Here is a 23,111-nt window from a genome sequence, read left to right as displayed (position 1 = left end):
CGGGAAAGGGAATTGCTTAAGCTGCCATGGGGGCGAGTATTTCACCGACAGCGTCAAGGCGGTCGGGCCGGACGGGAAATTGACGACTGCCAATACCGCCTACTTGCACGATATCGGCACGGCCAATCCGAAGGACCGCGCCTCCAAAGGCGACGCCCGCGCCCGGTTCACAAACCCGCGGACGCCCAAACAGTGGGATACGCCGACGCTGCGCGGCGTATGGGCGACAGCCCCGTATTTGCATGACGGCAGCGCGAAAACGATCGAGGAAGCAATCCGGCGCCATCGGACGAAAGAAGTGCAAACATTGACGCCGGGAGAAATTGCGGCCATTGCGGCCTATGTCCGCTCGTTGCAATAGTGAGAGTGATGGGTGAGGAAAAGGGTGCTTTTCTTTCTGCAGGGCAGAAGATCGCACGTCATAAAAGGAAGGTGTCCCACGCGTGTTGGGGACACCTTTTTCCTTGTTATTTTGGCCGTACATAGCGCTTATCGTGCATAAACAAACGCCAGAAATAGACGAAGCCGGGAAACAAAATGAGAAAGCCCACGAATCGAAAGAGGCAGGCGGTTGTATTTCAATAAAGAGCTTTTTGCAGCACGCGGAGATTCTCGGCCATAAGAGCAAAGTAATCTTTGTGGGCTTTTCGATCTTCATCGGTCAGCGATTCCAAGTTATGCAGACGGAGCGGCTTGGCGCCGATTTCGTTCTGAATCACTTCCGCCGTTTTGGGACGAACATTTTGTTCGAAAATGACATAGCGGATGTGATGCTGTTTGGCTGTCTGGATGAGCTGAGTCAGCTCTTTTTGCGATGGTTCGTTGCTCGGAGAAAGCCCGGAAACACTCAGCTGTTTGATTCCGTAGCGGTCTTCCCAATATCCGTAAGCTTGATGGGAAACGAGTATCTCTTTTCTGGGAGCTTTCTCCACTGTTGAACGGAATTGCCCGTCAAGGCGCTCGAGTTTCATCTTTAACGTTTCAAAGTTTTGCATAAACAGGTCTTTTTTTTCAGGTTTCAGTTCCATCAGCAAATCGCGGATGTTCTCGGCGATCGAAATGGATCGGATGGGGTCAAGCCATACGTGAGGATCTTTGTCTCCGTGTTCATGGCCATGTTCTTCCTCATGTCCCTCTCCGTGTTCATCTTTGTGCCCTTCGCCATGCGCATGCTCCTGTTCATGGTTCGATTCAAGCAATTCGATGCCGTTTGTGGCAACGAGAAATCGGACGTGCTCATTTTGTAATGTTTCCTGCAGTTTTTCGGCGAACGGTTCCATCCCGTGGCCAATGTAAATGAAGGCGTCCGCATCGGCAATCTGCTGCACGGTTTTGGGTGTCGGTTCGAACGTATGGGCTTCCACTCCCGGCGGGTAAACGCTTTTGACGTTCACGGCGTCGCCGCCGATTTTTTTCGTAAAGTCTTCAAGCGGATAGACGGTTGTATAAATCGTCAATGGGTCGTTCGATGTTTGGGCCTTATGTGCCTCCGGTTTTGCTTGGCAGCCGTATAGCCAGGCGCTTGCCGCCAAAAGGAAAGACAAAAGAATGGATGGTAGTCTCATATTGAACTCCTTTCTGGGCTCAAGATGTCCGCATTTATTATATCGTAATCATTACGATTTACAGGATTAATCATATAAAAAAATCAAGCAAATGGCAAGGCCATTAAGTGATTTTGTTTCTTTTCACATGTTCTGATGATTCAGGAACAGGATCAAAACCGCCCGGATGGAACGGGTGGCACTTCAAAATGCGCTTGACCGTCAGCCATCCCCCTTTTATGGCGCCAAAGCGCCGGATCGCTTCGATGCCATAGTTCGAGCAGGTCGGATAAAAGCGGCATGTCGGCGGCTTGAGCGGAGAAAGGAAGCGTTGATAAAAGCGGATGCACCAAATCAGCCATTGGCCCATGTGGAGTTCTCCTTTCTGTGATCATCATGATTACAATAGAACAAACCGTTCTTTTGTTCAAGAAAAACGACTGTCGTTCGCTCGGAATGGGGGCGCCGACCCAGCCTTGCTTTTTGGGCATAGACGCCAAGCGAGAGGCAAAAAAGATGCGGGACGCCCCTCGTTTTGGTTATGATAAAGAAAGAGGATCAAAATAGCTAGGAGTGATTGACATGCCTTCACCGGTGGAAAGCTTTGAATTGGATCATTGCGCGGTCAAAGCGCCGTACGTTCGGCATTGCGGCGTTCACAAAGTCGGCAGTGACGGCGTCGTCAATAAGTTTGACATTCGCTTTTGCCAGCCGAACAAAGAAGCGATGGACCCGGCCGCGATTCATACGCTCGAACATTTGTTGGCGTATACGCTGCGCCGACATGCGGCGAAATATGATCATTTCGACATTATCGACATCTCGCCGATGGGCTGCCAAACTGGGTTTTATCTTGTCGTGAGCGGCTCGCCGACCGTGGACGAGATCATTGATTTGTTGGAAGAAGCCATGAAGGACGCGCTCGACGCGACGGAAGTGCCAGCCGCGACTGAGCGGCAATGCGGCCAAGCGAAGCTGCATGACCTAGAGGCGGCCAAACAGCTGATGCGCTTTTGGCTTTCGCAAGAGAAAGAAGAGTTGAAAAAGGTGTTTGGTTGATGAACAAGCCAGCCCCGCGCCGCTACTGCGGCTGCTTCGGGCCGGCTTGTTGTTCGCCGCCGTGTTCATTCGGGTGCGGATCGACCGTATGCTTGTAGGCATACGCTTTGGACGTCGTGACGACCGCCAGCACGAGAACGACAGCGGCGATGATGAGGCAAACGATCAAGGTCCAGTACATCATGACGCCCGCCTTTTTTCTTTTTATCTTAATTAGGCGAGAAGACTCCCACTTCAACGAAGCGAAGCGGAGTAAGTGGGAGATGAATCGCCTTAACTATATTTTGCTGAAAATAGGATAGATTCAGTAAAATATGGTATCATATAGTTAGATGGGAGGTGAAAAAATGTATTTTTGTATCAAACAACAGCTAAATGGTTTGACCAAAGAAGAATACTTGACTCTTCGAGAACTGTGCCATATTGCCAAGAACATGTACAACGTCGGATTGTAAATTGGCAAACTTGTCATTGGCTATGCGGAAACATGGCAACGCAATATGAATCTAGGAAAAAAGACAAATCAAAACTTTGTCAATATTCCTCTCGGTAACATAAAAGAAAAACTAGAATATCTTTGTAAATTTTACGGCATTGAATTCTTGAAACAGGAAGAATCCTATACGTCTCAAGCCAGCTTTTTTGACGGCGATGAGATTCCTGAATATAATGCCGACAATCCAAAAGAATATAAGTTCAGCGGCAAACGTATTAAGCGCGGCTTGTATCGAACAAAGTCTGGCAAACTAATTAATGCTGATGTCAATGGCGCATTAAACATCTTAAAGAAAAGTAAAGCTGTAGACCTGAGTGTCTTATGCTCTAGCGGCGAAGTGGACACGCCTCAAAGAATAAGGATTGCTTGAAGCAGTCAAACTTCTTTGGAAGCCCCCACTTCAAATTTTCGCTAGAAAATTAAGTGGGGGTAGTTCACTATACCATATCTGGCAGAGCTGGCGTTCATATTTCCGGTGAAATCGGGCAAGCTATCCATCGACACGTTTTCCATGTTTCATCTCTATTTCGCGCAGGAGACTCCCACTTCAACGACCAAAGGGAGTAAGTAGGAGAGGAATGTGCGTTCCCCCTTTCTTTTGTGTATGATCGAATAAAGGCGTGGAGAAAACTGTTCAATAAAGGCACTCCAATCACGGCTGCTCGATGGATGGGGTTGGTTGCAGGAAACGTTGCAACCGTAAAACATCGAGCGTAGGTCCGTCTGTTGTGTGTGGAAGCCAAGTACTGCCAACAGACACACCGAGAGAATCGGCAACGATGCAGGCATGACCTGCATCGTTGGGCAGTTGTCAACCTGCCCCTGATGCAACCCCAAGTCAAGGAAGGAGGACGAAGTCCGCTCGCACTTCTGGGGAGTTGCAAGCCCCCACTTCAAGCGTTCGCGAAGTGGGGGTAGTTGACCAACAAGCCAGCTGGGTACAAGAACCATAAGGAGGAGTGAGAGGATGACAACTCGACTGATCGATCTTGTCAACAAGCAAATCGCCAATTGGACTGTTTTGTATGTGAAGCTGCACAACTACCATTGGTATGTCACCGGGCCGCAGTTTTTCACGCTGCATGAAAAATTCGAAGAGCTGTACAACGAAGCCGCGACCCACATTGACGCACTGGCCGAGCGGCTACTGGCGTTGGGCGGCAAGCCCGTGGCGACGATGAAAGACTGCCTCGAGCAGGCGTCCGTCAAAGAAGCGGCCGGGACGGAAACGGCCGAACAAATGGTGGCTTCGATTGTCCGTGACTTTGAAACGATGATCGGCGAATTGAAAGAAGGCATGCAGCTGGCGGATGAAGTGAACGATGAAACGACGGGGGATATGCTGCTTGGCATTCATCGCAGCTTGGAAAAACACGTCTGGATGTTGAAATCGTTCTTAGGACGATAAGAATGAGGAGGCTGTCCTCAGGCCGGGGGACGGCCTTTTGCTTTGTCCTTTCTTTGTCGAAAAAGGGCGATTTTTTAGGGAATGCGCCGCGCCGCGTTCTCCCCTCCGGGCATACGATAGTTACGCGTATCCTATGTTCAAGGAGGGGGGAGCGTGAACAAGCCGATCCCGATGGTTGCCGTGTCGCTGTTCGGTTCGTTTCTGTCGATGTTTGTCGGCAGCGTGGACTCATTTGTCGTGATTTTGCTTGCTTTGGTCATTGTCGACTACCTTACCGGCATTGCCGCCAGCGCGGTCGAAGGCAAGCTGTCAAGTCAAGTCGGCTTTCGCGGCATCATCCGCAAACTGTTGATTTTCGTTCTGGTGGCAGCATCGCATCTCGTCGATTTGGCCATTGGATGGAACATGCATGTAATCCGCGATGCGATCATTTTTTTCTATATCGCCAATGAGTTTATCTCGATTGTGGAAAACGCCGGCCGGGCTGGCGTTCCGATCCCGTCCGTGCTGCGCAAGGCGATCGAGCTGTTGAAAGATGAAATAAAATAAGCATATTTTTCCCCGATTGCCCCACACTAAGCAAAAAGAGCAAAAGAAGGAGTGGACGAAGGTGGCAGACGAACGGAAAAAGACGTATTACGTGTCGATGGCAACCGGGGAAATTTCCCAATTGAAAACCGCGTCGCCGTGGGACTTTCAAATCGAGGCGACTGATGAGGAAATCGCCCGCCTGCGCGAGTATTTCGACCAGAACTACTCGACCGACTGGCAGGCGTTTTGGCGCGCCCACGTGCCGTATATTCAATACCATTACGACCGGGAAAACGATGCGTACGACCGGACGTTGACGAAAATTTATGAAATGATTTACCGCCTCGGCAACGAGGAGGCGAAGGAGCATATCCGCTCGCTCGGCATCCTTCCTGACGAAAAAGAAGAGTAAACGCCGCGAGTCGAGCGGCGTTTTTCTGTATAATGGGGAGAGGAAAGGGGAGAGTCCGATGCATGAATTTCGCGATTACTACGGACATCGCGTTCGGCTGGCCTTTGCGGATCATCCGTTTTCCCCCTCCCCCGGGCATGTATGGGTCATTTGCCGCTATGGCGGACGATGGCTGTTGACGGATCATCCGCGCCGCGGCCTTGAGTTTCCCGGCGGCAAGGTGGAAGAAGGGGAAACAGCGGCGGAAGCCGCGGCCCGCGAAGTGATGGAAGAAACGGGGGGAATCGTCGGCCGGCTTGAATACATCGGCCAATATGAAGTGGAGCCGGATATCGTGAAAAACATGTATTTTGCCGACATCGCTGCGCTCGTCGAGCGGGGGTCGTATTTGGAAACGAACGGCCCGGTGCTGCTTGAGGCGCTGCCGGATGACATCCGCGCCGATCAGCGTTTCAGCTATTTCATGAAAGATGACGTGCTTTCACTGGCGCTTGCCAAGTTGAAACAGCGCGGGCTGATCGATTGAAAAGGGGCGCCGATCGGCGGCTCCCGAAGATGGGCTTCCCAAAAGCGGCGGATGCCGGCTCATTGGGACGACAGGAATGAAACGAGACGCCCGTCAACATTCGGCGAGCGTCCCGCTAGCGGCGGTTTCCCCATTTTTTTTCGATCAAGGCGACAAGCTGATACATAACGGTCGACAGCAAGGCGACAATGAGCAGGCTCATCAACACAAGGGTGAAGTTGAACACTTGGAAGCCGTAAATGATTAAATACCCAAGCCCTTGCTTGGAGATGAGAAACTCGCCGGTGATGACGCCGACCCAAGCGAGGCCGACGTTCACTTTCAACGTCGAAATGATCGCCGGGAACGACGCCGGCAGCACCGCCTCTTTAAAGCATTGGTAGCGGGTGGCGCCGAACGTCCGCAGCACTTTCAAATAGTTCGGATTAACTTCTTGGAACGCCGAATAGACGACAATCGTTGTGATGATGACCGAAATGACGACGCCCATGGCGATAATCGACGTAAATCCCGGCCCAAGTGCGACGATCAAAATCGGCCCGAGGGCGACTTTCGGCATGGCGTTGAAGACGACCAAATATGGATCGAGCGTTTTCGCCAGGCGCGGAAACCACCAGAGGACCGCGCCGATGAGCGCCCCGCCGGCGGTGCCGATCAGAAAGCCGAGCAACGTTTCAAACAATGTCGCCCACGTGTGGACAAACAGCGAATGATCGCCGAGTTTTTCGCCAAACAGCTTGGCGATGGCGGAGGGCGAACTGAATAGGAGCGGATCGACCCAATGGAAGCGGCTCGCCGCTTCCCAGACGGCGAAAAAGGCGACAAGTAGCGCCGTCTGCCAAAGGCGGATCACTCGCCGCTCTTTGCGCAATGCGGCGAGGTATTCACGGTGCAGCGACTGGATGCGGTCAGGAGCTTGATTCAAGAGCCTCCATCTCCTTCCAAATAGATTGGAACAATGGCGAAAACGCCGGATGCTGGCGGGCGGCAAGCGGCGGGCGGCCGCGCAGTTCATCCGGGATGACAAACGTCCGCACAAGGCGCCCAGGGCGCGGCGAAAACAAGAAAATGCGATCGCTCATGGCGATGGCTTCTTCGATGTCATGGGTGACGAGCACCGCTGTTTTTTCGTATTGTTTTAACGTCTTCCAAACGAGTTCTTCCAGTTTCAGCTTTGTTTGTTGATCGAGGGCGGAAAACGGTTCATCAAGCAAAAGCAGCTTCGGGTCGGTCGCCAACGTGCGCACGAGCGCCGCACGCTGGCGCATGCCGCCGGACAGCTGGCTCGGGTAATACGACTCGACGCCGGCTAGGCCGATCTCCGCCAGCAGAGCGAGCGCCCGTTCTTTGGTTTGAGCAGTTAGCGTTCTAGTCATTTTTAAGCCGAGAAGGATGTTTTCTTCGATTGTTTTCCATGGGAATAGGTAGTCTTGCTGAAGCATGTAGCCGACCGCGCGCCGCGCCGTCGGCGCGGCCATTCCGCTCGGCCAAATCGGTTGGCCTTCGATGTGGACCGCCCCTTCCGTCGGTTCAATCAGCCCAGCGATGATGGACAAAAGCGTCGTTTTGCCGCAGCCGCTTGGGCCGAGAAAGGAGACAAATTCTCCTTTCTCGACGGACAGCGACACATCATCGAGTGCAGTGACAGCGGTCGTTTTTGTCAAATACGTGTGCGAAAGGCGGTCGATGGCAAGAAACATTTCGTTCACCCGCTTTCGTCACTTGTTCATCGCGTTTTTGGCAAACGACGAATCAACAAGCGTGTTCAGGTCGATGCGCTTCGGCAGCTCGCCGGCTTCGGCCATAATGGTTTGCAAGTTGTTCCATTCTTCTTCATCCAAAATCGGATCGGTCGCGTAGGTCCCTTGGCTTTTGTAGCGCTCAACCACTTTTTCGATGATGGCCGAGTCCGTGTCCTTAAAGTACGGTTGAATGGCTTTGGCAATTTCAGCTGCGCTGTGCGATTCGACCCATTGCTGCGCTTTGTAGATCGCGCGCGTAAATTTTTCAATCACGTCTTTGTTTTCGTTCATGTAGCTTCGTTTTGCCATATACGACGTGTACGGCACGCGCCCGGATTCGGTGCCGAATGAAGCGACGATATAGCCTTTCCCTTCTTGTTCAAAAATGCTCGCTGTTGGCTCAAACAGCTGGACGAAATCGCCGGTGCCGCTCGCAAAGGCGTTGGCGATATTGGCGAAATCGACGTTTTGAATGAGATGCAAATCGTTGTGCGGGTCAATGCCGTGTTTTTTCAGCACAAACTCGCCGACCATCTGCGGCATGCCGCCTTTCCGTTGGCCGAGGAACGTGCTTCCTTTCAACATCTCCCATGTAAAGTGGCCGATTTTTTTGCGCGAGACGAGAAACGTTCCGTCCGTCTGGGTCAGTTGGGCAAAGTTGATGACCGGGTCGTCCGTTCCTTGGCTGTAGACGTAAATCGACGTTTCCGAGCCGACAAGGGCGATGTCCGCGCCGCCGGAAAGCAGCGTCGTCATCGTTTTGTCGCCGCCCCATGTCGTCGTCAGTTCGACATCCAGCCCCTCTTCTTTAAAGAAGCCTTTTGCCAGGGCGACGTACTGTGGTGCGTAAAAAATCGAGTGCGTCACTTCGGCGAGCCGCACTTTTTGGAGCGGCTTTTCGCTTTGGCCCCCGTCATTCGTGCAGGCGGAAAGCGGCAAAAGCAGCAGAAGCGAGCATAACCATACGGCCCATTTTTTCATGTTCGTTAACCCCCTTGGTTCGCATGCGGTAAACCGTGGTTTCACCTTATCGTATGCACGCAGCCAAAATGTGTGAATGTCTAGAAAAAATGGGCGGTCGAACGAGAACGGGCGGCGGTCGGGCCGTTCCTCGCGCTTGAGGGCTTTTTCAAGTTGATGCTCTTCCAAGGGGCGGCATGCAAGAGCGGCGAGGCAGTCGGACATCTCCACTTGCCCTAATGAAAGAAGGCGTTGGGGGATGATGACGGGTGGTTCGCATCATCTAGTTTCGCGTAGGAAGGAGGCGGGCGTATGGACGGGGACATCATCGACCAATACCGGTTTCCGTCGCCGCATCCGGGAATCGATGTGTTCTTTGTCACCTATATGTCCCAAGGGCTGAAGGTGAAAGGATTTTTAGCGGCGCCGAAGCGAAAAGGCGTTTATGACGGGTTTTTGTATTTGCGCGGCGGCATCAAAAACGTCGGGCAAGTGCGGGTGCCGCGCCTCATCGAGTTCGCGTCGCGCGGATTTGCCGTCTTCGCCCCACTTTACCGCGGCAACGGAGGCGGGGAAGGGAACGAAGATTTCGCCGGCGACGATCGCTATGACGCATTTGCCGGGTTTGAGCTTCTTCGCCGCCACCCGCTCGTCCACCCGGGGCGCGTCCATCTGTTCGGCTTCTCGCGCGGCGGGGCGATGGCGCTTCATGCCGCCCTAATGGCCGAGGGGGTCTGTTCGGTGGCGGTCTGGGGAGGGGTGGCGGATATGGAGCTTACGTATTGGGAGCGGCCTGACTTGCGGCGGATGGTCAACTACCCCCACTTAGCTAACGCTTGAAGCGGGGGCTTGCAACTCCCCAGAAGTGCGAACGGACTTCGTCCTCCTTCCTTGACTTGGGGTTGCATCAGGGGCAGGTTGACGACTACCCAACGACATAGGTCATGCCTATATCGCTACCGAGTGGCTCGGCATGTCTGTAGGCAGTACTTGACTTCCACGCACAACAGACGGATGTACGCTCGATGTTTTACGGTTGCAACGTTTCCTGCAACCAACTCCCTACATCGAGTAACGGGGATTGGAGTGCCTTGATTCAACGGTTTTCTCCACATTCTTATTCTATCATATACAAAAGAAAGGAGGAAGGGCGATTCCTCCCCGACTTTCGCTCTCGCTTAGAAGTCGGGGTCTCCTCGCCAAAGATGATGAAGCGCGTCATCGGCGGGACGCCGAACAAATGCCCGGAGCGCTACCGGCACCGCACGCCGCTCTATCATCTGGAACGGCTCAAGGCCCCGGTGCTCATCATCCACGGTGAGCGCGATGAAAACGTCTCGATTGAGCACGCCTGGCGGCTGGAACGGCGGCTGAAGCAGCTCGGCAAACCGGTCACGGCTTGGTACTTCCCCACGTTCACCCACTATTTTCCGCCGCAAGCCAATCGCGAGACGGTGCAAAGGCTCACGGAATGGATGAAACAACAGCCGACGGTGTGATACGATACGAGTAGAAAGGCGGCGCGGCCGCCAACGAATCGATGGGGTGCCAAGGAGGTTGGGATCATATGGGCATGCCGATGGAGCTGCAGACGGTCATTGTGACAAAAGGAAAGGAACAGCGCGTTCAAGGAAATGTGTTTGTGTTGAAAAAAGAAGGCTACCGCTTGTATCCGCTTGACGTGCCGCTTGAAGTGCGCCGGACGGTGCAAAGCGAAGCGAGCGGCGTCGCGGTCGTGAGAAAGCTCGAATGGGAAGACAGTCGGACGACGGTGACGTATGAGCTCGTCAGCCTGTATTCGACGAATTGAACGAGGCTGCACACCACGAAGCGGCTGAATGAGAGCTGAACGGGTTCATCGGACAGGAGCGCAAACGGAAGAACGGTTTGCGCTCTTGGCTCAAGTTTTTTCCGTCTATGGTTAACTTGTGGCGTCAGGCCGATTCAGACAAGCATAAAAATAGCCTTTGCTTGAGGATTTCCTGTGCGACGTTTGATCATACCATAAAAAAAGTAGAGGGGAGGAGAAGGAGTTTGGCCGCGGAGAGCGAATATCATACGATGCATTCGATGCCGCAAGGAGGGAAAACGTGGCCAAACAGCGAATCGATCACGACCGGTTGTTCAAGGAGCTGCTGTCGACGTTTTTCGAAGACTTTTTGCTTCTTTTCTTTCCTGACGTGTACGAGCACATCGACGTTCACCATCTCTCTTTCCTCTCCGAAGAGCTGTTCACCGACGTGACAGCCGGGGAGAAGCGCAGCGTCGACTTGTTGGTCGAAACAAAGGTAAAAGGGGAAGACGGGCTCGTCATCGTTCACGTCGAACATCAAAGCTATAAGCAGCGGACGTTCCCCGAGCGAATGTTCCTCTACTTCAGCCGCTTGTTTCAAAAACACCGCCGCCGCATCTTCCCGATTGCCATCTTCAGCTACGACGAACGCCACGACGAACCTTCCTCATTGATGATTCAATTTCCATTTTTGACGGTTCTTGACTTCCGCTTTCTGACGGTGGAACTGCGCAAACTGCCGTGGCGCGAGTACATCCGCCGTGACAATCCGGTTGCCGCCGCCTTGTTAAGCAAAATGGGGTATAATGAAAGCGAGAAGGTGGAAGTGAAAAAGGAGTTTTTGCGCATGCTAGTCCGCCTCGAGCTCGATGAGGCGAAGCAGCGGCTGTTGTTTGGGTTTTTTGAAACGTATTTGCGGTTGTCCGAAGCGGAGGAAATCCAACTGCGAAACGAGGTGAGCCAAATGGAGACGAAGGAAGCGAAACAAGTGATGGAGCTCATCATCTCATACGAACAGCGGGGAATCGAGAAAGGCATTCAACAAGGAGTCAAACAAGGAATCGAACAAGGGTTGAAACAAGGAATAAAGCAAGGGATGAAGCAAGGGATTGAACAGGGACGTCAAAAAGGGATCGAGGAAGGGAAAATCGACGTCGCGAAGAAAATGTTGGCGAAAGGGTACGATGTCGACACGATCCACGAACTGACCGGGCTGCCGGCGGAAAAGATTGAACAGCTGAAGAAGTAAACCCGCCTTCGCATTGTCGTCGACCTCCAATCGTACAAAAATCCCGGGGGATCGACGACAATCATTTTATGCGTTCGAAAAAACAGCCGGACAGGGAACGGCTCCCTGTCCGGTTGGGGTCTTGTTAAACGAGCGGTCCGCCGAGTTTTTCGATGGACGGATCGATGTGGGCGAATTTTTGGAAGTTGGCGCGGAATTTTTGCGCTAGCTCTTTTGCTTTTTGTTCGTATGCTTGTTTGTCGGCCCATGTGTTTTGCGGCTGCAGGACGTCATCCGGCACGCCCGGGACGCGGGTCGGGATGGCGAGGCCGAAAATCGGATCTTTGACCGTTTCGACGTTGTCGAGCTCCCCTTCGACGGCGGCTTGCACCATCGCCCGGGTGTAGGCGAGCTTCATGCGGCTTCCGACGCCGTACGGCCCCCCTGTCCAGCCGGTGTTGACCAAAAAGACGCGGACGTTGTGTTCGGCGATTTTTTGCCCGAGCATTTCCGCGTACTCAACGGCCGGGCGCGGCAAAAACGGTGCGCCGAAGCACGTTGAGAACGTTGCTTCCGGTTCGGTGACGCCGCGTTCGGTGCCGGCGAGCTTGCTTGTGTAGCCGCTTAAGAAATGGTACATCGCCTGTTCGCGCGTCAGCTTGCTGATCGGCGGCAGGACGCCGAACGCATCGGCTGTCAAAAACACGATCGTGGACGGATGGCCGGCGACGCTCGGGTCGATGATGTTTTGGATCGCCTGAAGCGGGTAGGCGGCGCGTGTGTTTTCCGTCAGCGTGCCGTCGTCGTAATTCGGCACCCGCGTCGCGTCATCGAGAACGACGTTTTCGAGCACCGCGCCGAAGCCGATGGCGTCAAAAATTTGCGGCTCTTTCTCGCGCGATAGCTTGATGCATTTCGCATAGCAGCCGCCTTCGATGTTGAAAATGCCGCGGCTTGACCAACCGTGTTCGTCATCGCCGATCAAGCGGCGGTTCGGGTCGGTCGAGAGCGTCGTTTTTCCCGTTCCCGACAAGCCGAAAAAGAGGGCGACGTCGCCTTCCTGCCCGACGTTGGCCGAGCAGTGCATCGGCAGGATGCCTTGTTCCGGCAGCACATAGTTCATGACCGAGAAAATCGATTTTTTCATTTCGCCGGCATACTCGGTGCCGCCGATCAACACGGTGCGCCGTTCAAACGAGATGATGATGAACGCTTCCGAGCGCGTCCCGTCCACCTTCGGGTCGGCTTTAAAGTTCGGCGCGCAAATGACGGTGAATTGCGGCTCGTGCGCGGCGAGCTCCTCGGCGCTCGGGCGGACGAACAGCTGATGGACGAACAAGTTGTGCCAGGCGAATTCGTTGACGACTTGAATCGGCAGCCGGTATTTCGGATCGGCGCCGGCAAAGCCTTTAAAGACGAACAGTTCATCTTGTTTCATTAAATAATCGAGCACTTTGTCGTACAGTTTCTCAAACGTTTCCGGAGAGATCGGCTGGTTGACCGTTCCCCAGTCGATCGTTTGCTTCGTGGACGGTTCTTCGACGATGTATTTGTCTTTCGGCGACCGCCCCGTGTACTTGCCGGTTGTCACGGCAACCGCCCCGGTGTGGGTCAGCCGTCCTTCGTTCCGCTGCAATACTTTCTCGACGAGCTCGGCGGCGGACAATTGGTGATGTACGTACGGTTTTTGCAGCAATACATCCAGCTTATTTGTCATGTTTGCGATCCCCATGTTCACAACCTGCCTTCTTTTTGTAATCACTCTTGAAAATAGTATAACACATTTTTATTAATAGTCCATACTAATTGTGTGGGTTTTTTTGAACTTATTTTGCCTATTTTTCAGATTTTGCACGCTCTCCCGCCTGGGCTTCAAGCGGGAGGCGGCCGTTCCCGGGTTGTCTTACTGTCTTGCTATTAAGGAAGCAGGCAGTGATGACCCAAATCGGCAATACGTTTGCCAAATCCGCCTCGTCTTGTTCAAGCATGCAGCCGGAAGCGGCACGTTTATATAGACGCGCTCCCCTCCTATACAAAACAAAGGGGCTGCGTTTAGCTTCCCTTTGTTTTATGGAGGCAAGGGAAAGGCGCTCATTCCTCCTTTGCTTGGGTTCGTGCGCGGAAGCGGGATGATAAAAAATTCACTTCTGCGGTTGACTTTGTTCCTTCAATTGCGATAAGATAATTCATTGAACGGATACTCTTATCCCGAGCCGGTGGAGGGACAGGCCCGATGAAGCCCAGCAACCGTCACAACTGGACATGTGTGAAATGGTGCTAACCTGTGGCAAGGCGCAGTCCTTGAACGATAAGAGTGAAAGGAAGCAATACGATTGCCATGACCTTTCCTCAGCCGTTACAGGAAAGGTTTTTTATATTGCGAAGGGAAAAAGGGAAATGAGTTCCGTGTCGCCACATTATGTTAAGAGGAGGAAACAAACCGAATGTCAGCCAAACGCCGCTTGTTTACGTCAGAGTCTGTGACAGAAGGACATCCGGATAAAATTTGCGACCAAATTTCTGATGCCATTTTGGATGCCATTTTGGAAAAAGACCCGAACGCCCGCGTCGCCTGCGAAACGAGCGTGACGACCGGGCTGGTGCTCGTGAGTGGGGAAATCACAACATCAACGTACGTGGACATTCCGCGCATCGTCCGCGATACGGTCCGGGAGATCGGCTACACGCGCGCCAAATACGGATTTGACGCCGATACGTGCGCGGTGCTGACGTCGATTGACGAACAGTCGCCGGACATTGCGATGGGGGTGGACCGGGCGCTTGAGGCGCGCGAAGGTCAGATGACTGACGAGGAAATTGAAGCGATCGGCGCCGGCGACCAAGGATTGATGTTTGGGTTCGCCTGCAATGAGACGGAAGAATTGATGCCGCTGCCGATTTCGCTTGCGCACCGCTTGGCGCGTCGATTGGCGGAAGTGCGTAAAACGGACGTCTTGCCGTACTTGCGGCCGGACGGGAAAACGCAAGTGACGATCGAATACGATGAAAACGGCAAACCGGTGCGCGTCGATACGATCGTCGTGTCCGCGCAGCACCATCCGGAAATTACGCAAGAGCAAATCGAGCGCGACATTAAGGAGCATGTCATCAAACCGGTCGTGCCGGCCGAGCTGCTTGATGAGAACACGAACTATTTCATCAACCCGACAGGACGGTTTGTCATCGGCGGTCCGCAAGGGGATGCTGGGCTGACGGGGCGGAAAATCATTGTCGACACGTACGGCGGCTACGCCCGCCATGGCGGCGGTGCGTTCTCGGGCAAAGACCCGACGAAAGTCGACCGCTCGGCGGCGTATGCGGCCCGCTATGTGGCGAAAAACATCGTTGCGGCAGGACTGGCCGACAAATGCGAAGTGCAGCTCGCCTACGCGATCGGCGTCGCCCGTCCGGTATCGATTTCCATTGATACGTTCGGCACCGGCAAAGTGTCGGAAGACATTTTGATTGAGGTCGTGCGCAGCAACTTCGATCTCCGCCCGGCGGGCATCATCAAAATGCTTGACCTGCGCCGCCCGATTTACAAACAGACGGCCGCTTACGGGCATTTCGGGCGTACGGACATCGACTTGCCGTGGGAGCGCACTGATAAAGCGACGACGCTGAGAGAACAAGCGCTGGCGCTGGCGAACAAGTAAGGCCGGACGGCGCGGATGCGCGAGTCGTTTCAGGCGTCGGCAAACGCAACAGAACAAGAGCTGCCGGATTACGGCAGCTCTTTTTCGTGAGGACGCGCGGCTTGCTGCAGCGCTTTGTAATATTGCCCTTTTTCCACATATTCGCGGCGGATGCGCTCCATTTCGCGGAGGTCGTCTTCCGTCAGTTCGCGGACGACTTTGGCCGGGCGGCCGAGGGCGAGCGTGTTGGGCGGAATTTTTTTGCCCGGCGGCACTAAACTGCCGGCGCCGATAAATGCGCCTTCCCCGATTTCCGCGCGGTCCAAAATGATCGAGCCCATGCCGATGAGCGCGTTTTTTCGGACGATGGCGCTGTGCAAAATGACTTGATGGCCGACGGTTACCCCGTCTTCAATGATAAGCGGATTGTTTGGACTTTGATGCAAAATTGAGTTATCTTGGATATTGACCCGGTTGCCGATCACCGTCGGCGCCACGTCGCCGCGGATGACGGTATTGAACCAAATGCTCGTCTCTTCGCCGATCACGACATCGCCGGTGATCGTCACATAGTCGGCGATAAAGGCGGAGGCGGCGATTTGCGGCGTTTTTCCTTTGTACGGATAGATCATGGGCGTTCGTTCCTTTCTATGGCAAAATCGATCGTTCACCATGTATTGTACAACGAGGCGCCCAAATCGCCAACGAAAGCGAACGCGCCCTTTCGGTTTGCTTCGGTCTTGAAAATGGAAATACTAGAGGATGAAGCTGGCAAAGACGGCGTATCCGCCCCTTTGCCGATGACAGGTTAGGCGACAAGATCACGGTGTTTTGCGCCCGAGGTGAGCGAATTGAAAATCCCGACACACCCGATTGCGTTAATGAAAATGGTTTATCGCGATGTATTCCCTCTCGTCCACCGCGAGCTTGCCTATTGGCGGCGCCAGGCCGAGCGCATTCCCGACCCGGAGCTTCGGCGCCAGGCCTTGGCGAGCATCGCGTCGAAAACGTTCCATTGCGAAGGCGGCTCCATTTTGGCGCTTTTGGCCGGAGAAAACATGGAGGATTGCATCCGCTTTATCGTGGCTTACCAGACGATCAGCGATTATTTGGATAATTTGTGCGACCGCAGCACCTCGCTTGATCCGCTCGACTTTCGCGCCTTGCACGATTCAATGCCGGACGCGTTGACAATCGGCGCCGAGCCGTCGAACTATTACCGCCATCGCCGCGAGCAGGAAGACGGCGGCTATTTGCCGGCGCTCGTCCGCACGTGCCAAGAGGTGCTCGAGACGGTGCGCCATTACGAGACGATTGCCCCGTTTTTACATGAGTTGGCCGGATATTATTGCGACTTGCAAGTACATAAACATGTCGAAGCGAGCGAGCGGGTGCCGCGGTTGGAGAAATGGTTCGCGCAATACAAAGACGCCTTGCCGCCGATGGAATGGTATGAGTTTTCCGCCTGCTCCGGTTCGACGCTCGGCATTTTCTGTCTCGTCGCCTATGCGTTTGGCGAATCGCTGCCGCTGGAGATGGCGAGACAAGTGCGCGACGGTTATTTTCCATACATTCAAGGGCTGCACATTTTGCTCGACTATTTGATCGATCAAGAGGAAGATCGAGCCGGCGGCGATTTGAATTTTTGCTTTTACTATCCGAATGAAACGGTGATGCTTGAGCGGCTTTGCCATTTCATCGAAGAGGCCGACCGCCATGTCAGCGCCCTTCCGCACGGCCAGTTTCACCGCCTTATTCACCGAGGGCTTCTTGGGTTGTATTTGTCGGATGCCAAGGTGAAAAAGCAACGCGGTCTGCACCGGCTGGCGCGCCGGCTCGTCCGCGCCGGCGGGGCGGCGTCGATGTTTTTTTATTGGAACGGAAAAGCGTACCGCTTTTGGCAGGAGCAACAAAAACGGCTGTCCTTTTCGTAAGGGCAGCCGTTTGCTTGTACTGGCGAGAGCAGTGGTTCGTCGGCGGATCGGACGGAATCAGGCGCCCCCATCCGCCCGATTCTCGAGTGCGATCAAAAACGGCGGGTTGTTTTGCCGATTGATGAATTCGTATTTCAAGGCATGGACGCGCCGTTGATCAAGAAAGCGGACGTAATCAAGGAGCGCGTCGCGTTCGCGCTTTCCCTCCGGATGGCCGTGGTAGACGACAAGAACGATGATGCCGCCCGGCTTTAGGATGGAAAGAAGCTGCTCGACCGCTTGAATCGTCGATTCCGGCTTGGTGGCGATTTGCTTATTGCCGCCCGGCAAATAGCCGAGGTTGAACACGGCGCCGGCGATGCGTCCGTGAACGGAGTCGGGGAGCGTTTCGAGCAGCAGGCTATGGCTTGTCTGAAACAGCGTCACCCGCCCGTCCAGCCCGTGTTCGGCGAGGCGGGCTCTGGCCGCCGCGATCGCTTCGGCTTGAATATCAAAACCAAACACATGCCCGCGCTCCCCGACGAGCTCGGCTAAAAAGACGGTGTCATGGCCGTTGCCAACCGTCGCATCGACGGCGATGTCGCCTTCTTCGAGCGCGCCGCCTAGCAAAAAACGGGCAAACGGCAAAATATTCATGATGGCCATGCGTTTGCCACCCCCTGTTCGCGCCGCTTTCCTTGAAAGCTGTCCCGCCGCTTGAGTTCAGCGTCAATGGCGTTTAGCCCTTCCCATTTGTTGACGCTCCACATCGGGCCAAAATCGCCCGATCTGGCGGCGCTGCAAAACGTGCAGTCGCCATACGTCACCGTCCCGTCGCGGTTCGGGCAGTCAAACCTGCCGTCAAGGGCGACTTTGAACACGTTTTGGCCGAACGTTTGCCGCAAATGGCAGTTCCATGTGTGATACCGTTTTCCGTCGGCGGCATATGGAAATGGGATTGCGTTTGTCACGGCCGTTCTCTCCTTGTGCTGAAATGGCATCATCCTTGCATTGTACCACGGATGGCGGCAAAAAGCGACTGTTGCCAATCATTGACGTGATACAGATGAAAGCGTCGGCGCATAGTAAAGATGAGGGAACATCATGAAAAGAGGTGAGCGCATGGCGACAAGACAATCGGTGGAAGAATTTTTGCAGCGGTGCGAAGACGTCATCCGCTTTGCGAAAGAACAATATACGGAAGCGCAAAAGCAAGAGCACTACAACATCACGGAATACACAAACGCCCAGCAAATGCTTGAGCAGACAGTCAACGATTTGGCTCACTTGGCGCGAAGTTGCAACGCCCAGCAGCGCGAACAGCTGCATCGGATGCGGCTTCAGCTTGAGCAGCTGCAAAACGAGATGATCTTGCTTGACCGATGAAACAAGAGCTTTGCACGATGGCCGCTATCGAAGGTCCTGGTGCATAACAAGCGGATGTTGCCTGACCGGTGAAACGGAAAGCAACCGCAGGGCGGCTGTCTGCTTGATGGCGAACACAAGGAGGAACAAGGAATGAAGCGACGTCTGAAACAAACGAACCCGGAGCAAAAAACGCGCAACGGTCACAACAACAACGATTTGGAACTCGGCCAAGACTTTGATCCGGTGAAACTGGCGAAAAAACAGTATGAACAAACAGGTGGCCAGCCGGCCCGCTCCAAGCAGCGGAACGGGTGACGCGCCGCTGTCCGTGAGGGCGCCATGCCGCCCTCTTTTTTTTGATTGCTTTTTTTCGCTTTCCCACATACAATTAGTTTGGGAGTCGAAATAGCAGACGAAAAGGATGATGACCGATGCCCCGCGCTCTTTGGTGGCTGCTTGTCGGCATGGCGCTCAATGTCACAGGAGCGTCGTTTTTATGGCCGCTAAATACCATTTATTTGCATGAACAGCTCGGCCAGCCGCTCGCCGTAGCGGGAGCGGTGCTGATGCTCAACTCCGGCGGCAGCGTCATCGGCAGCTTGCTCGGCGGCATGTTGTTTGACCGGATCGGCGGGTTTCGCACGCTCGTGTCCGGAGCGTGCCTGACGATGGCGGCGCTTGCCGGTTTGGGCGTCTGGCATGGTTGGCCGCATTATGCCGTCTGGCTGGCGCTTGTCGGCATCGGCAACGGCGTCGTCTTTCCGGCGGCGTCGGCGTATGTCGGGGCGGTTTGGCCGGAAGGGGGACGGCGGGCATTCAACGCCTTGTATGTGGCGCAAAACATCGGCGTCGCCGCCGGCTCGGCGCTTGGCGGCGTTGTCGCCTCGCATTCGTTTGCGCTCGTGTTTTGGGCGAACGTTTGGCTGTATGCCGCTTTTTTGGCGACGGTCGTCATTGGGCTGCGGCGCATGCCGCTGCCGCCGCTGCGGAGAAAAGAGCGGAAGCGTCGAACGGGGGACGGGGCGCCCCGGGCGCACATCCGCGCCCTTGTCCTTCTTTGCGCCGGCTATGGATTATGCTGGATGAGCTACGTCCAATGGTCGACGACGATCGCCGCCTATACGCGCGAGCTTTCCATTCCGGTTCATCACTACAGCTTGCTTTGGACGATCAACGGCGCCTTGATCGTGCTCGGCCAGCCGCTGTTGGCGCCGTTGGTCCGCCGCTTTATGCCGGGGATGAAGCGGCAGATCGCCATCGGGTTCGCCGTTTTCACCGTCTCGTTTGCGATATTGTTTGGCGCGGATTCACTTTTGCAATTTGCGACGTCGATGGTTGTGCTCACGATCGCCGAAATGATCGTCTGGCCGGCGATTCCGGCGGCGGTGAACGAGCTGGCGCCGCTGGGGAGAGCCGGGTTTTACCAAGGGATCGTCAACGGCACGGCCACGGCTGGACGGATGATCGGGCCGGTCCTCGGCGGGTGGGTCGCCGATGCGTTCGGAATGAAACCGCTCATCGGATTGCTTGTCGCCTTCGCTCTGCTGGCCGCCGGCGCGGCGCTCGTGTATGACCGGGGGCTGCCGAAGCGGGCGGAAAAGGCGGGGGAAAAAACGGCTGTGACCGTCTAGTTTTCTGCTTGCAATCGATCGACAAATTTTTTACAATAATAATAAATTTGTCTCATAAAGCGAACAACGGTGAAGAGGAATAGTAGCGGGCTTGATGGACGGCAGAGAGTTGACGGTCGGTGCGAGTCAACCGAAGTCAATCCGCGAACTCGCCTCGGAGTTGCCGGCGTGAACGGCTGCGGCCGATAACGCCGGCCGTGAATCTGCGTTAAGGAACAAAGCGGGTGCGCCATAGGCGCGCCAAAAAAGGGTGGTACCGCGGGAAGCGTTCCTCTCGTCCCTTTTGTTCGGGATGAGGGGTTTTTTTGTACATATTTTCGTCTATGATGCAAGTAGAACTGGATAGGAGGAGTGCTGAGATGAGCTTCAACCACCGCGAAATTGAACAAAAATGGCAGGACTATTGGGAGAAAAACAAAACGTTCCGCACGCCCGATGATGACGACAAGCCGAAGTTTTATGTGCTCGACATGTTCCCGTATCCGTCCGGCGCCGGCTTGCACGTCGGCCATCCGGAAGGATATACGGCAACCGACATTTTGGCGCGCATGAAGCGGATGCAAGGGTACAACGTCCTTCACCCGATGGGCTGGGACGCATTTGGGCTGCCGGCCGAGCAATATGCGCTTGACACCGGCAACGACCCGGCGGAGTTTACGCAAAAGAACATCGACAACTTCCGCCGGCAGATCAAATCGCTCGGGTTCTCATACGACTGGGACCGTGAAATCAACACGACCGACCCGAATTATTACAAATGGACGCAATGGATTTTCTTGAAGCTGTATGAAAAAGGGCTCGCCTACATGGATGAAGTGCCGGTCAACTGGTGCCCGGCGCTCGGCACCGTGCTGGCGAACGAAGAGGTGATCAACGGCCGGAGCGAGCGCGGCGGGCATCCGGTCATCCGCAAGCCGATGCGGCAATGGATGCTGAAAATCACCGCCTACGCCGACCGGCTGCTCGAAGACTTAGAAGAGCTCGACTGGCCGGAAAGCATTAAGGAAATGCAGCGCAACTGGATTGGCCGTTCGGAGGGAGCGGAAATCGAGTTCGCCGTCGACGGCCATGACGAAACGTTCACCGTCTTCACGACGCGGCCCGATACGCTGTTTGGCGCGACGTACACCGTCTTGGCGCCGGAGCATCCGCTCGTGGAAAAAATCACAACGCCGGAGCAAAAGCCAGCCGTTGACGCCTACTTAAAGGAAATTCAAAGCAAAAGCGACCTTGAGCGCACCGATTTGGCGAAAGAAAAAACCGGCGTGTTTACGGGTGCATACGCCATCCATCCGGTCACGGGCGAGCGGCTTCCGATTTGGATCGCCGACTACGTCTTGATGAGCTACGGCACCGGAGCGATCATGGCTGTGCCGGCGCACGATGAGCGCGACTATGAATTCGCGAAAACATTCCACTTGCCGATCAAAGAAGTCGTTGCCGGCGGGAATATCGAAAAGGAAGCGTACACCGGAGATGGTGAGCATATCAACTCCGAGTTTTTAAACGGCTTGAACAAGCAGGAAGCGATCGACAAAATGATCGCCTGGCTTGAGGAGCATGGCAAAGGGCGGAAAAAAGTGTCGTACCGGCTGCGCGACTGGCTGTTCAGCCGCCAGCGCTACTGGGGCGAGCCGATTCCGATCATCCATTGGGAAGACGGCACGATGACGCCGGTGCCGGAAGAGGAATTGCCGCTTGTGTTGCCGAAAACGGATGAAATCCGTCCGTCGGGAACGGGCGAATCGCCGCTCGCCAACATCGAAGAATGGGTCAATGTTGTCGACCCGAAAACCGGGAAAAAAGGGCGGCGTGAAACGAACACGATGCCGCAATGGGCCGGAAGCTGCTGGTATTACTTGCGCTACATCGACCCCCACAACGACAAGCAGCTCGCCGATCCGGAGAAATTGAAAAAATGGCTGCCGGTCGACGTCTACATCGGCGGGGCGGAGCACGCGGTCTTGCATTTGCTTTATGCCCGCTTCTGGCATAAGTTTCTCTACGACCTTGGCGTCGTGCCGACGAAAGAGCCGTTCCAAAAGCTGTTCAACCAAGGGATGATTTTAGGCGAAAACAACGAAAAAATGAGCAAATCCAAAGGCAACGTCGTCAACCCGGACGATATCGTCGAAAGCCATGGCGCCGACACGCTGCGGCTGTATGAAATGTTCATGGGGCCGCTTGAAGCGTCGATCGCCTGGTCGACGAAAGGGCTTGACGGGGCGCGGCGCTTCCTCGACCGCGTCTGGAGACTCTTTGTCACCGAGAATGGCGAACTGAACCCGAACATTGTCGACGAACCGGCGAACGATACGCTCGAGCGCGTCTATCATCAAACGGTGAAAAAAGTGACGGAAGACTATGAAGGCTTGCGCTTTAACACTGCCATTTCGCAGCTGATGGTGTTTATCAACGAAGCGTACAAAGCGGAGCAAATGAAAAAAGAATACATGGAAGGCTTCGTCAAGCTCTTGTCACCGGTTTGTCCGCACATCGGCGAAGAGTTGTGGCAAAAGCTCGGCCATACGGACACGATCGCCTACGAACCGTGGCCGGCGTATGATGAAACGAAGCTCGTCGACGACGTCGTCGAAATCGTCGTGCAAATCAACGGCAAAGTGCGGTCGCGCCTGCACGTGCCAGCCGACTTGCCAAAAGAAGCGCTCGAGGAGCGGGCGCTGGCCGACGAAAAAATCAAAGAGCAGCTCGAGGGCAAAACGGTGCGCAAAGTGATCGCCGTCCCCGGCAAGCTCGTCAATATCGTCGCCAACTGATCGTTGGCTGTTCGATCCGCACAGGCGGTGGCGCGTGCCGTTTCCTGCGAAGCAACCGCAACGGCGCCCGCGCCGTCTGGGCCGGCTTT

The 23,111-nt window shown here is 54.7% G+C and carries 22 protein-coding genes, 5 pseudogenes, 1 riboswitch and 1 other annotated feature; of the genes and pseudogenes, 17 read left to right on the top strand and 10 right to left on the bottom strand.

All coding sequences use genetic code 11. From position 1 onward, the window contains the following. Position 1: 1 nt before the first annotated feature. Positions 2–361, top strand: a pseudogene (locus tag ACR1UW_RS15270) (c-type cytochrome); the annotation flags it as partial. Positions 362–578: 217 nt separating this feature from the next. On the opposite strand, the gene ACR1UW_RS15265 reads toward ACR1UW_RS15270, so the two are convergent. Both ACR1UW_RS15265 and yidD read right to left on the bottom strand, forming a co-directional pair. Beyond that, positions 579–1,565 carry a metal ABC transporter substrate-binding protein gene (locus tag ACR1UW_RS15265; protein ID WP_498933963.1) on the bottom strand — a complete coding sequence of 329 codons (987 nt, stop codon included), beginning with the start codon at positions 1,563–1,565 and terminating at the stop codon, positions 579–581. 103 nt (positions 1,566–1,668) lie between these two features. Then, complete coding sequence (gene yidD / locus ACR1UW_RS15260; protein ID WP_498933961.1) at positions 1,669–1,914, bottom strand: membrane protein insertion efficiency factor YidD; 246 nt, start codon at positions 1,912–1,914, stop codon at positions 1,669–1,671. Between the two features lie 212 nt (positions 1,915–2,126). On the opposite strand from yidD, the gene ACR1UW_RS15255 reads away from it, so the two are divergent. After that, the gene (locus ACR1UW_RS15255; RefSeq protein WP_023633424.1) at positions 2,127–2,603 is read left to right on the top strand and encodes an S-ribosylhomocysteine lyase; all 477 of its coding nucleotides are present in this window, start codon (positions 2,127–2,129) and stop codon (positions 2,601–2,603) included. A gap of 22 nt (positions 2,604–2,625) precedes the next feature. On the opposite strand, the gene ytzI is transcribed toward ACR1UW_RS15255, so the two are convergent. Continuing rightward, entirely contained in the window at positions 2,626–2,787 is a 162-nt protein-coding gene (gene ytzI / locus ACR1UW_RS15250) for a YtzI protein (RefSeq protein ID WP_015375668.1), read from the bottom strand. Between the two features lie 271 nt (positions 2,788–3,058). Between ytzI and ACR1UW_RS15245 the strand changes: the two are divergent. The 5 genes and pseudogenes from ACR1UW_RS15245 to ytkD all read left to right on the top strand — a co-directional run. Beyond that, positions 3,059–3,469, top strand: a pseudogene (locus ACR1UW_RS15245) (zinc ribbon domain-containing protein); the annotation flags it as partial. Between the two features lie 597 nt (positions 3,470–4,066). Next, positions 4,067–4,507, top strand: coding sequence for a Dps family protein (locus tag ACR1UW_RS15240; RefSeq protein WP_096224696.1), 441 nt, complete (start codon positions 4,067–4,069; stop codon positions 4,505–4,507). A 153-nt stretch (positions 4,508–4,660) separates the two neighbouring features. Beyond that, on the top strand, positions 4,661–5,056 hold the full coding sequence (locus ACR1UW_RS15235) for a phage holin family protein (RefSeq protein WP_014196599.1): 396 nt from the start codon (positions 4,661–4,663) through the stop codon (positions 5,054–5,056). A 61-nt stretch (positions 5,057–5,117) separates the two neighbouring features. Next, positions 5,118–5,450 carry a hydrolase gene (locus ACR1UW_RS15230; RefSeq protein WP_498933957.1) on the top strand — a complete coding sequence of 111 codons (333 nt, stop codon included), beginning with the start codon at positions 5,118–5,120 and terminating at the stop codon, positions 5,448–5,450. A gap of 58 nt (positions 5,451–5,508) precedes the next feature. Next, the gene (gene ytkD / locus ACR1UW_RS15225; protein ID WP_011232330.1) at positions 5,509–5,976 is read left to right on the top strand and encodes an RNA deprotection pyrophosphohydrolase; all 468 of its coding nucleotides are present in this window, start codon (positions 5,509–5,511) and stop codon (positions 5,974–5,976) included. 115 nt (positions 5,977–6,091) lie between these two features. On the opposite strand, the gene ACR1UW_RS15220 is transcribed toward ytkD, so the two are convergent. From ACR1UW_RS15220 to ACR1UW_RS15210, 3 genes are read right to left on the bottom strand one after another with little or no spacing between them, the layout of a single operon-like run. Further along, a complete protein-coding gene (locus ACR1UW_RS15220) occupies positions 6,092–6,901 on the bottom strand; it encodes an ABC transporter permease (protein ID WP_328062785.1) in 810 nt (269 codons plus the stop codon). Then, the gene (locus ACR1UW_RS15215; protein WP_237421067.1) at positions 6,885–7,676 is read right to left on the bottom strand and encodes an ABC transporter ATP-binding protein; all 792 of its coding nucleotides are present in this window, start codon (positions 7,674–7,676) and stop codon (positions 6,885–6,887) included. Before ACR1UW_RS15215 ends, ACR1UW_RS15220 begins: the two co-directional genes overlap by 17 nt. 18 nt (positions 7,677–7,694) lie before the next feature. After that, entirely contained in the window at positions 7,695–8,699 is a 1,005-nt protein-coding gene (locus ACR1UW_RS15210) for an ABC transporter substrate-binding protein (RefSeq protein WP_049625029.1), read from the bottom strand. A 291-nt stretch (positions 8,700–8,990) separates the two neighbouring features. Here ACR1UW_RS15210 and ACR1UW_RS15205 point away from each other — a divergent pair. The 4 genes and pseudogenes from ACR1UW_RS15205 to ACR1UW_RS15190 all read left to right on the top strand — a co-directional run. Then, positions 8,991–9,491: pseudogene (locus ACR1UW_RS15205) on the top strand (alpha/beta hydrolase family protein); the annotation flags it as partial. Positions 9,492–9,880: 389 nt separating this feature from the next. Then, positions 9,881–10,177 (top strand): annotated as a pseudogene (locus ACR1UW_RS15200) (alpha/beta hydrolase family protein); the annotation flags it as partial. Positions 10,178–10,245: 68 nt separating this feature from the next. Continuing rightward, positions 10,246–10,488: a DUF2584 domain-containing protein gene (locus ACR1UW_RS15195; protein ID WP_011232325.1), complete on the top strand. Its 243-nt coding sequence runs from the start codon at positions 10,246–10,248 to the stop codon at positions 10,486–10,488. Positions 10,489–10,768: 280 nt separating this feature from the next. Next, a complete protein-coding gene (locus tag ACR1UW_RS15190) occupies positions 10,769–11,719 on the top strand; it encodes an Rpn family recombination-promoting nuclease/putative transposase (RefSeq protein ID WP_498933954.1) in 951 nt (316 codons plus the stop codon). Between the two features lie 124 nt (positions 11,720–11,843). Here the strand turns inward: ACR1UW_RS15190 and pckA are convergent, their stop codons facing one another. Further along, complete coding sequence (pckA, locus tag ACR1UW_RS15185; protein ID WP_498933952.1) at positions 11,844–13,430, bottom strand: phosphoenolpyruvate carboxykinase (ATP); 1,587 nt, start codon at positions 13,428–13,430, stop codon at positions 11,844–11,846. A gap of 468 nt (positions 13,431–13,898) precedes the next feature. Then, positions 13,899–14,013, top strand: a riboswitch (SAM riboswitch). A gap of 129 nt (positions 14,014–14,142) precedes the next feature. Between pckA and metK the strand changes: the two genes are divergently transcribed. Then, positions 14,143–15,354 (top strand): methionine adenosyltransferase, encoded by a 1,212-nt coding sequence (metK, locus tag ACR1UW_RS15180; RefSeq protein ID WP_033009825.1) that lies wholly within the window; start codon positions 14,143–14,145, stop codon positions 15,352–15,354. Between the two features lie 68 nt (positions 15,355–15,422). Here metK and ACR1UW_RS15175 read toward each other — a convergent pair whose 3' ends face one another. Next, entirely contained in the window at positions 15,423–15,965 is a 543-nt protein-coding gene (locus ACR1UW_RS15175; protein WP_033009823.1) for a gamma carbonic anhydrase, read from the bottom strand. 219 nt (positions 15,966–16,184) lie between these two features. Here ACR1UW_RS15175 and tbcS point away from each other — a divergent pair, with 219 nt between their 5' ends. Continuing rightward, positions 16,185–17,267, top strand: coding sequence for a tetraprenyl-beta-curcumene synthase (tbcS, locus tag ACR1UW_RS15170; RefSeq protein ID WP_160270068.1), 1,083 nt, complete (start codon positions 16,185–16,187; stop codon positions 17,265–17,267). 57 nt (positions 17,268–17,324) lie between these two features. Here the strand turns inward: tbcS and mnmM are convergent, their stop codons facing one another. Both mnmM and ACR1UW_RS15160 read right to left on the bottom strand, forming a co-directional pair. Further along, on the bottom strand, positions 17,325–17,912 hold the full coding sequence (gene mnmM, locus ACR1UW_RS15165; protein ID WP_044744757.1) for a tRNA 5-(aminomethyl)-2-thiouridylate-methyltransferase MnmM: 588 nt from the start codon (positions 17,910–17,912) through the stop codon (positions 17,325–17,327). A gap of 110 nt (positions 17,913–18,022) precedes the next feature. Beyond that, positions 18,023–18,247 (bottom strand): annotated as a pseudogene (locus ACR1UW_RS15160) (hypothetical protein); the annotation flags it as partial. Between the two features lie 121 nt (positions 18,248–18,368). Here ACR1UW_RS15160 and ACR1UW_RS15155 point away from each other — a divergent pair. The 4 genes from ACR1UW_RS15155 (at position 18,369) to leuS (ending at position 23,022) form a co-directional block, all read left to right on the top strand. Continuing rightward, positions 18,369–18,632, top strand: coding sequence for a YtzC family protein (locus ACR1UW_RS15155; RefSeq protein ID WP_033009819.1), 264 nt, complete (start codon positions 18,369–18,371; stop codon positions 18,630–18,632). A gap of 132 nt (positions 18,633–18,764) precedes the next feature. Beyond that, on the top strand, positions 18,765–18,929 hold the full coding sequence (locus ACR1UW_RS15150; protein ID WP_033009817.1) for a hypothetical protein: 165 nt from the start codon (positions 18,765–18,767) through the stop codon (positions 18,927–18,929). A 116-nt stretch (positions 18,930–19,045) separates the two neighbouring features. Continuing rightward, the gene (locus ACR1UW_RS15145) at positions 19,046–20,245 is read left to right on the top strand and encodes an MDR family MFS transporter (RefSeq protein ID WP_237420729.1); all 1,200 of its coding nucleotides are present in this window, start codon (positions 19,046–19,048) and stop codon (positions 20,243–20,245) included. 60 nt (positions 20,246–20,305) lie between these two features. Continuing rightward, positions 20,306–20,530: a binding site (T-box leader), on the top strand. 74 nt (positions 20,531–20,604) lie between these two features. Continuing rightward, positions 20,605–23,022 carry a leucine--tRNA ligase gene (gene leuS / locus ACR1UW_RS15140; protein ID WP_237420728.1) on the top strand — a complete coding sequence of 806 codons (2,418 nt, stop codon included), beginning with the start codon at positions 20,605–20,607 and terminating at the stop codon, positions 23,020–23,022. The last annotated feature ends 89 nt before the right edge of the window (positions 23,023–23,111 follow it).

This window comes from Geobacillus lituanicus, assembly GCF_050994965.1.
In the GTDB taxonomy this organism is placed as follows: Bacteria; Bacillota; Bacilli; order Bacillales; family Anoxybacillaceae; genus Geobacillus; species Geobacillus stearothermophilus.
The sequence above is the reverse complement of the archived record's forward strand: the minus strand, read 5'-3'. Positions and strand labels throughout refer to the sequence as shown.

Bases quoted from the DNA above. Each gene is read 5' to 3' on its own strand.
- ACR1UW_RS15265 (WP_498933963.1), bottom strand. From the start codon at position 1,565: ATGAGACTACCATCCATTCTTTTGTCTTTCCTTTTGGCGGCAAGCGCC.
- yidD (WP_498933961.1), bottom strand. From the start codon at position 1,914: ATGGGCCAATGGCTGATTTGGTGCATCCGCTTTTATCAACGCTTCCTT.
- ACR1UW_RS15255 (WP_023633424.1), top strand. From the start codon at position 2,127: ATGCCTTCACCGGTGGAAAGCTTTGAATTGGATCATTGCGCGGTCAAA.
- ytzI (WP_015375668.1), bottom strand. From the start codon at position 2,787: ATGATGTACTGGACCTTGATCGTTTGCCTCATCATCGCCGCTGTCGTT.
- ACR1UW_RS15240 (WP_096224696.1), top strand. From the start codon at position 4,067: ATGACAACTCGACTGATCGATCTTGTCAACAAGCAAATCGCCAATTGG.
- ytkD (WP_011232330.1), top strand. From the start codon at position 5,509: ATGCATGAATTTCGCGATTACTACGGACATCGCGTTCGGCTGGCCTTT.
- ACR1UW_RS15215 (WP_237421067.1), bottom strand. From the start codon at position 7,676: ATGTTTCTTGCCATCGACCGCCTTTCGCACACGTATTTGACAAAAACG.
- ACR1UW_RS15210 (WP_049625029.1), bottom strand. From the start codon at position 8,699: ATGAAAAAATGGGCCGTATGGTTATGCTCGCTTCTGCTGCTTTTGCCG.
- ACR1UW_RS15195 (WP_011232325.1), top strand. From the start codon at position 10,246: ATGGGCATGCCGATGGAGCTGCAGACGGTCATTGTGACAAAAGGAAAG.
- pckA (WP_498933952.1), bottom strand. From the start codon at position 13,430: ATGGGGATCGCAAACATGACAAATAAGCTGGATGTATTGCTGCAAAAA.
- metK (WP_033009825.1), top strand. From the start codon at position 14,143: ATGTCAGCCAAACGCCGCTTGTTTACGTCAGAGTCTGTGACAGAAGGA.
- ACR1UW_RS15175 (WP_033009823.1), bottom strand. From the start codon at position 15,965: ATGATCTATCCGTACAAAGGAAAAACGCCGCAAATCGCCGCCTCCGCC.
- mnmM (WP_044744757.1), bottom strand. From the start codon at position 17,912: ATGGCCATCATGAATATTTTGCCGTTTGCCCGTTTTTTGCTAGGCGGC.
- ACR1UW_RS15155 (WP_033009819.1), top strand. From the start codon at position 18,369: ATGGCGACAAGACAATCGGTGGAAGAATTTTTGCAGCGGTGCGAAGAC.
- ACR1UW_RS15150 (WP_033009817.1), top strand. From the start codon at position 18,765: ATGAAGCGACGTCTGAAACAAACGAACCCGGAGCAAAAAACGCGCAAC.
- ACR1UW_RS15145 (WP_237420729.1), top strand. From the start codon at position 19,046: ATGCCCCGCGCTCTTTGGTGGCTGCTTGTCGGCATGGCGCTCAATGTC.
- leuS (WP_237420728.1), top strand. From the start codon at position 20,605: ATGAGCTTCAACCACCGCGAAATTGAACAAAAATGGCAGGACTATTGG.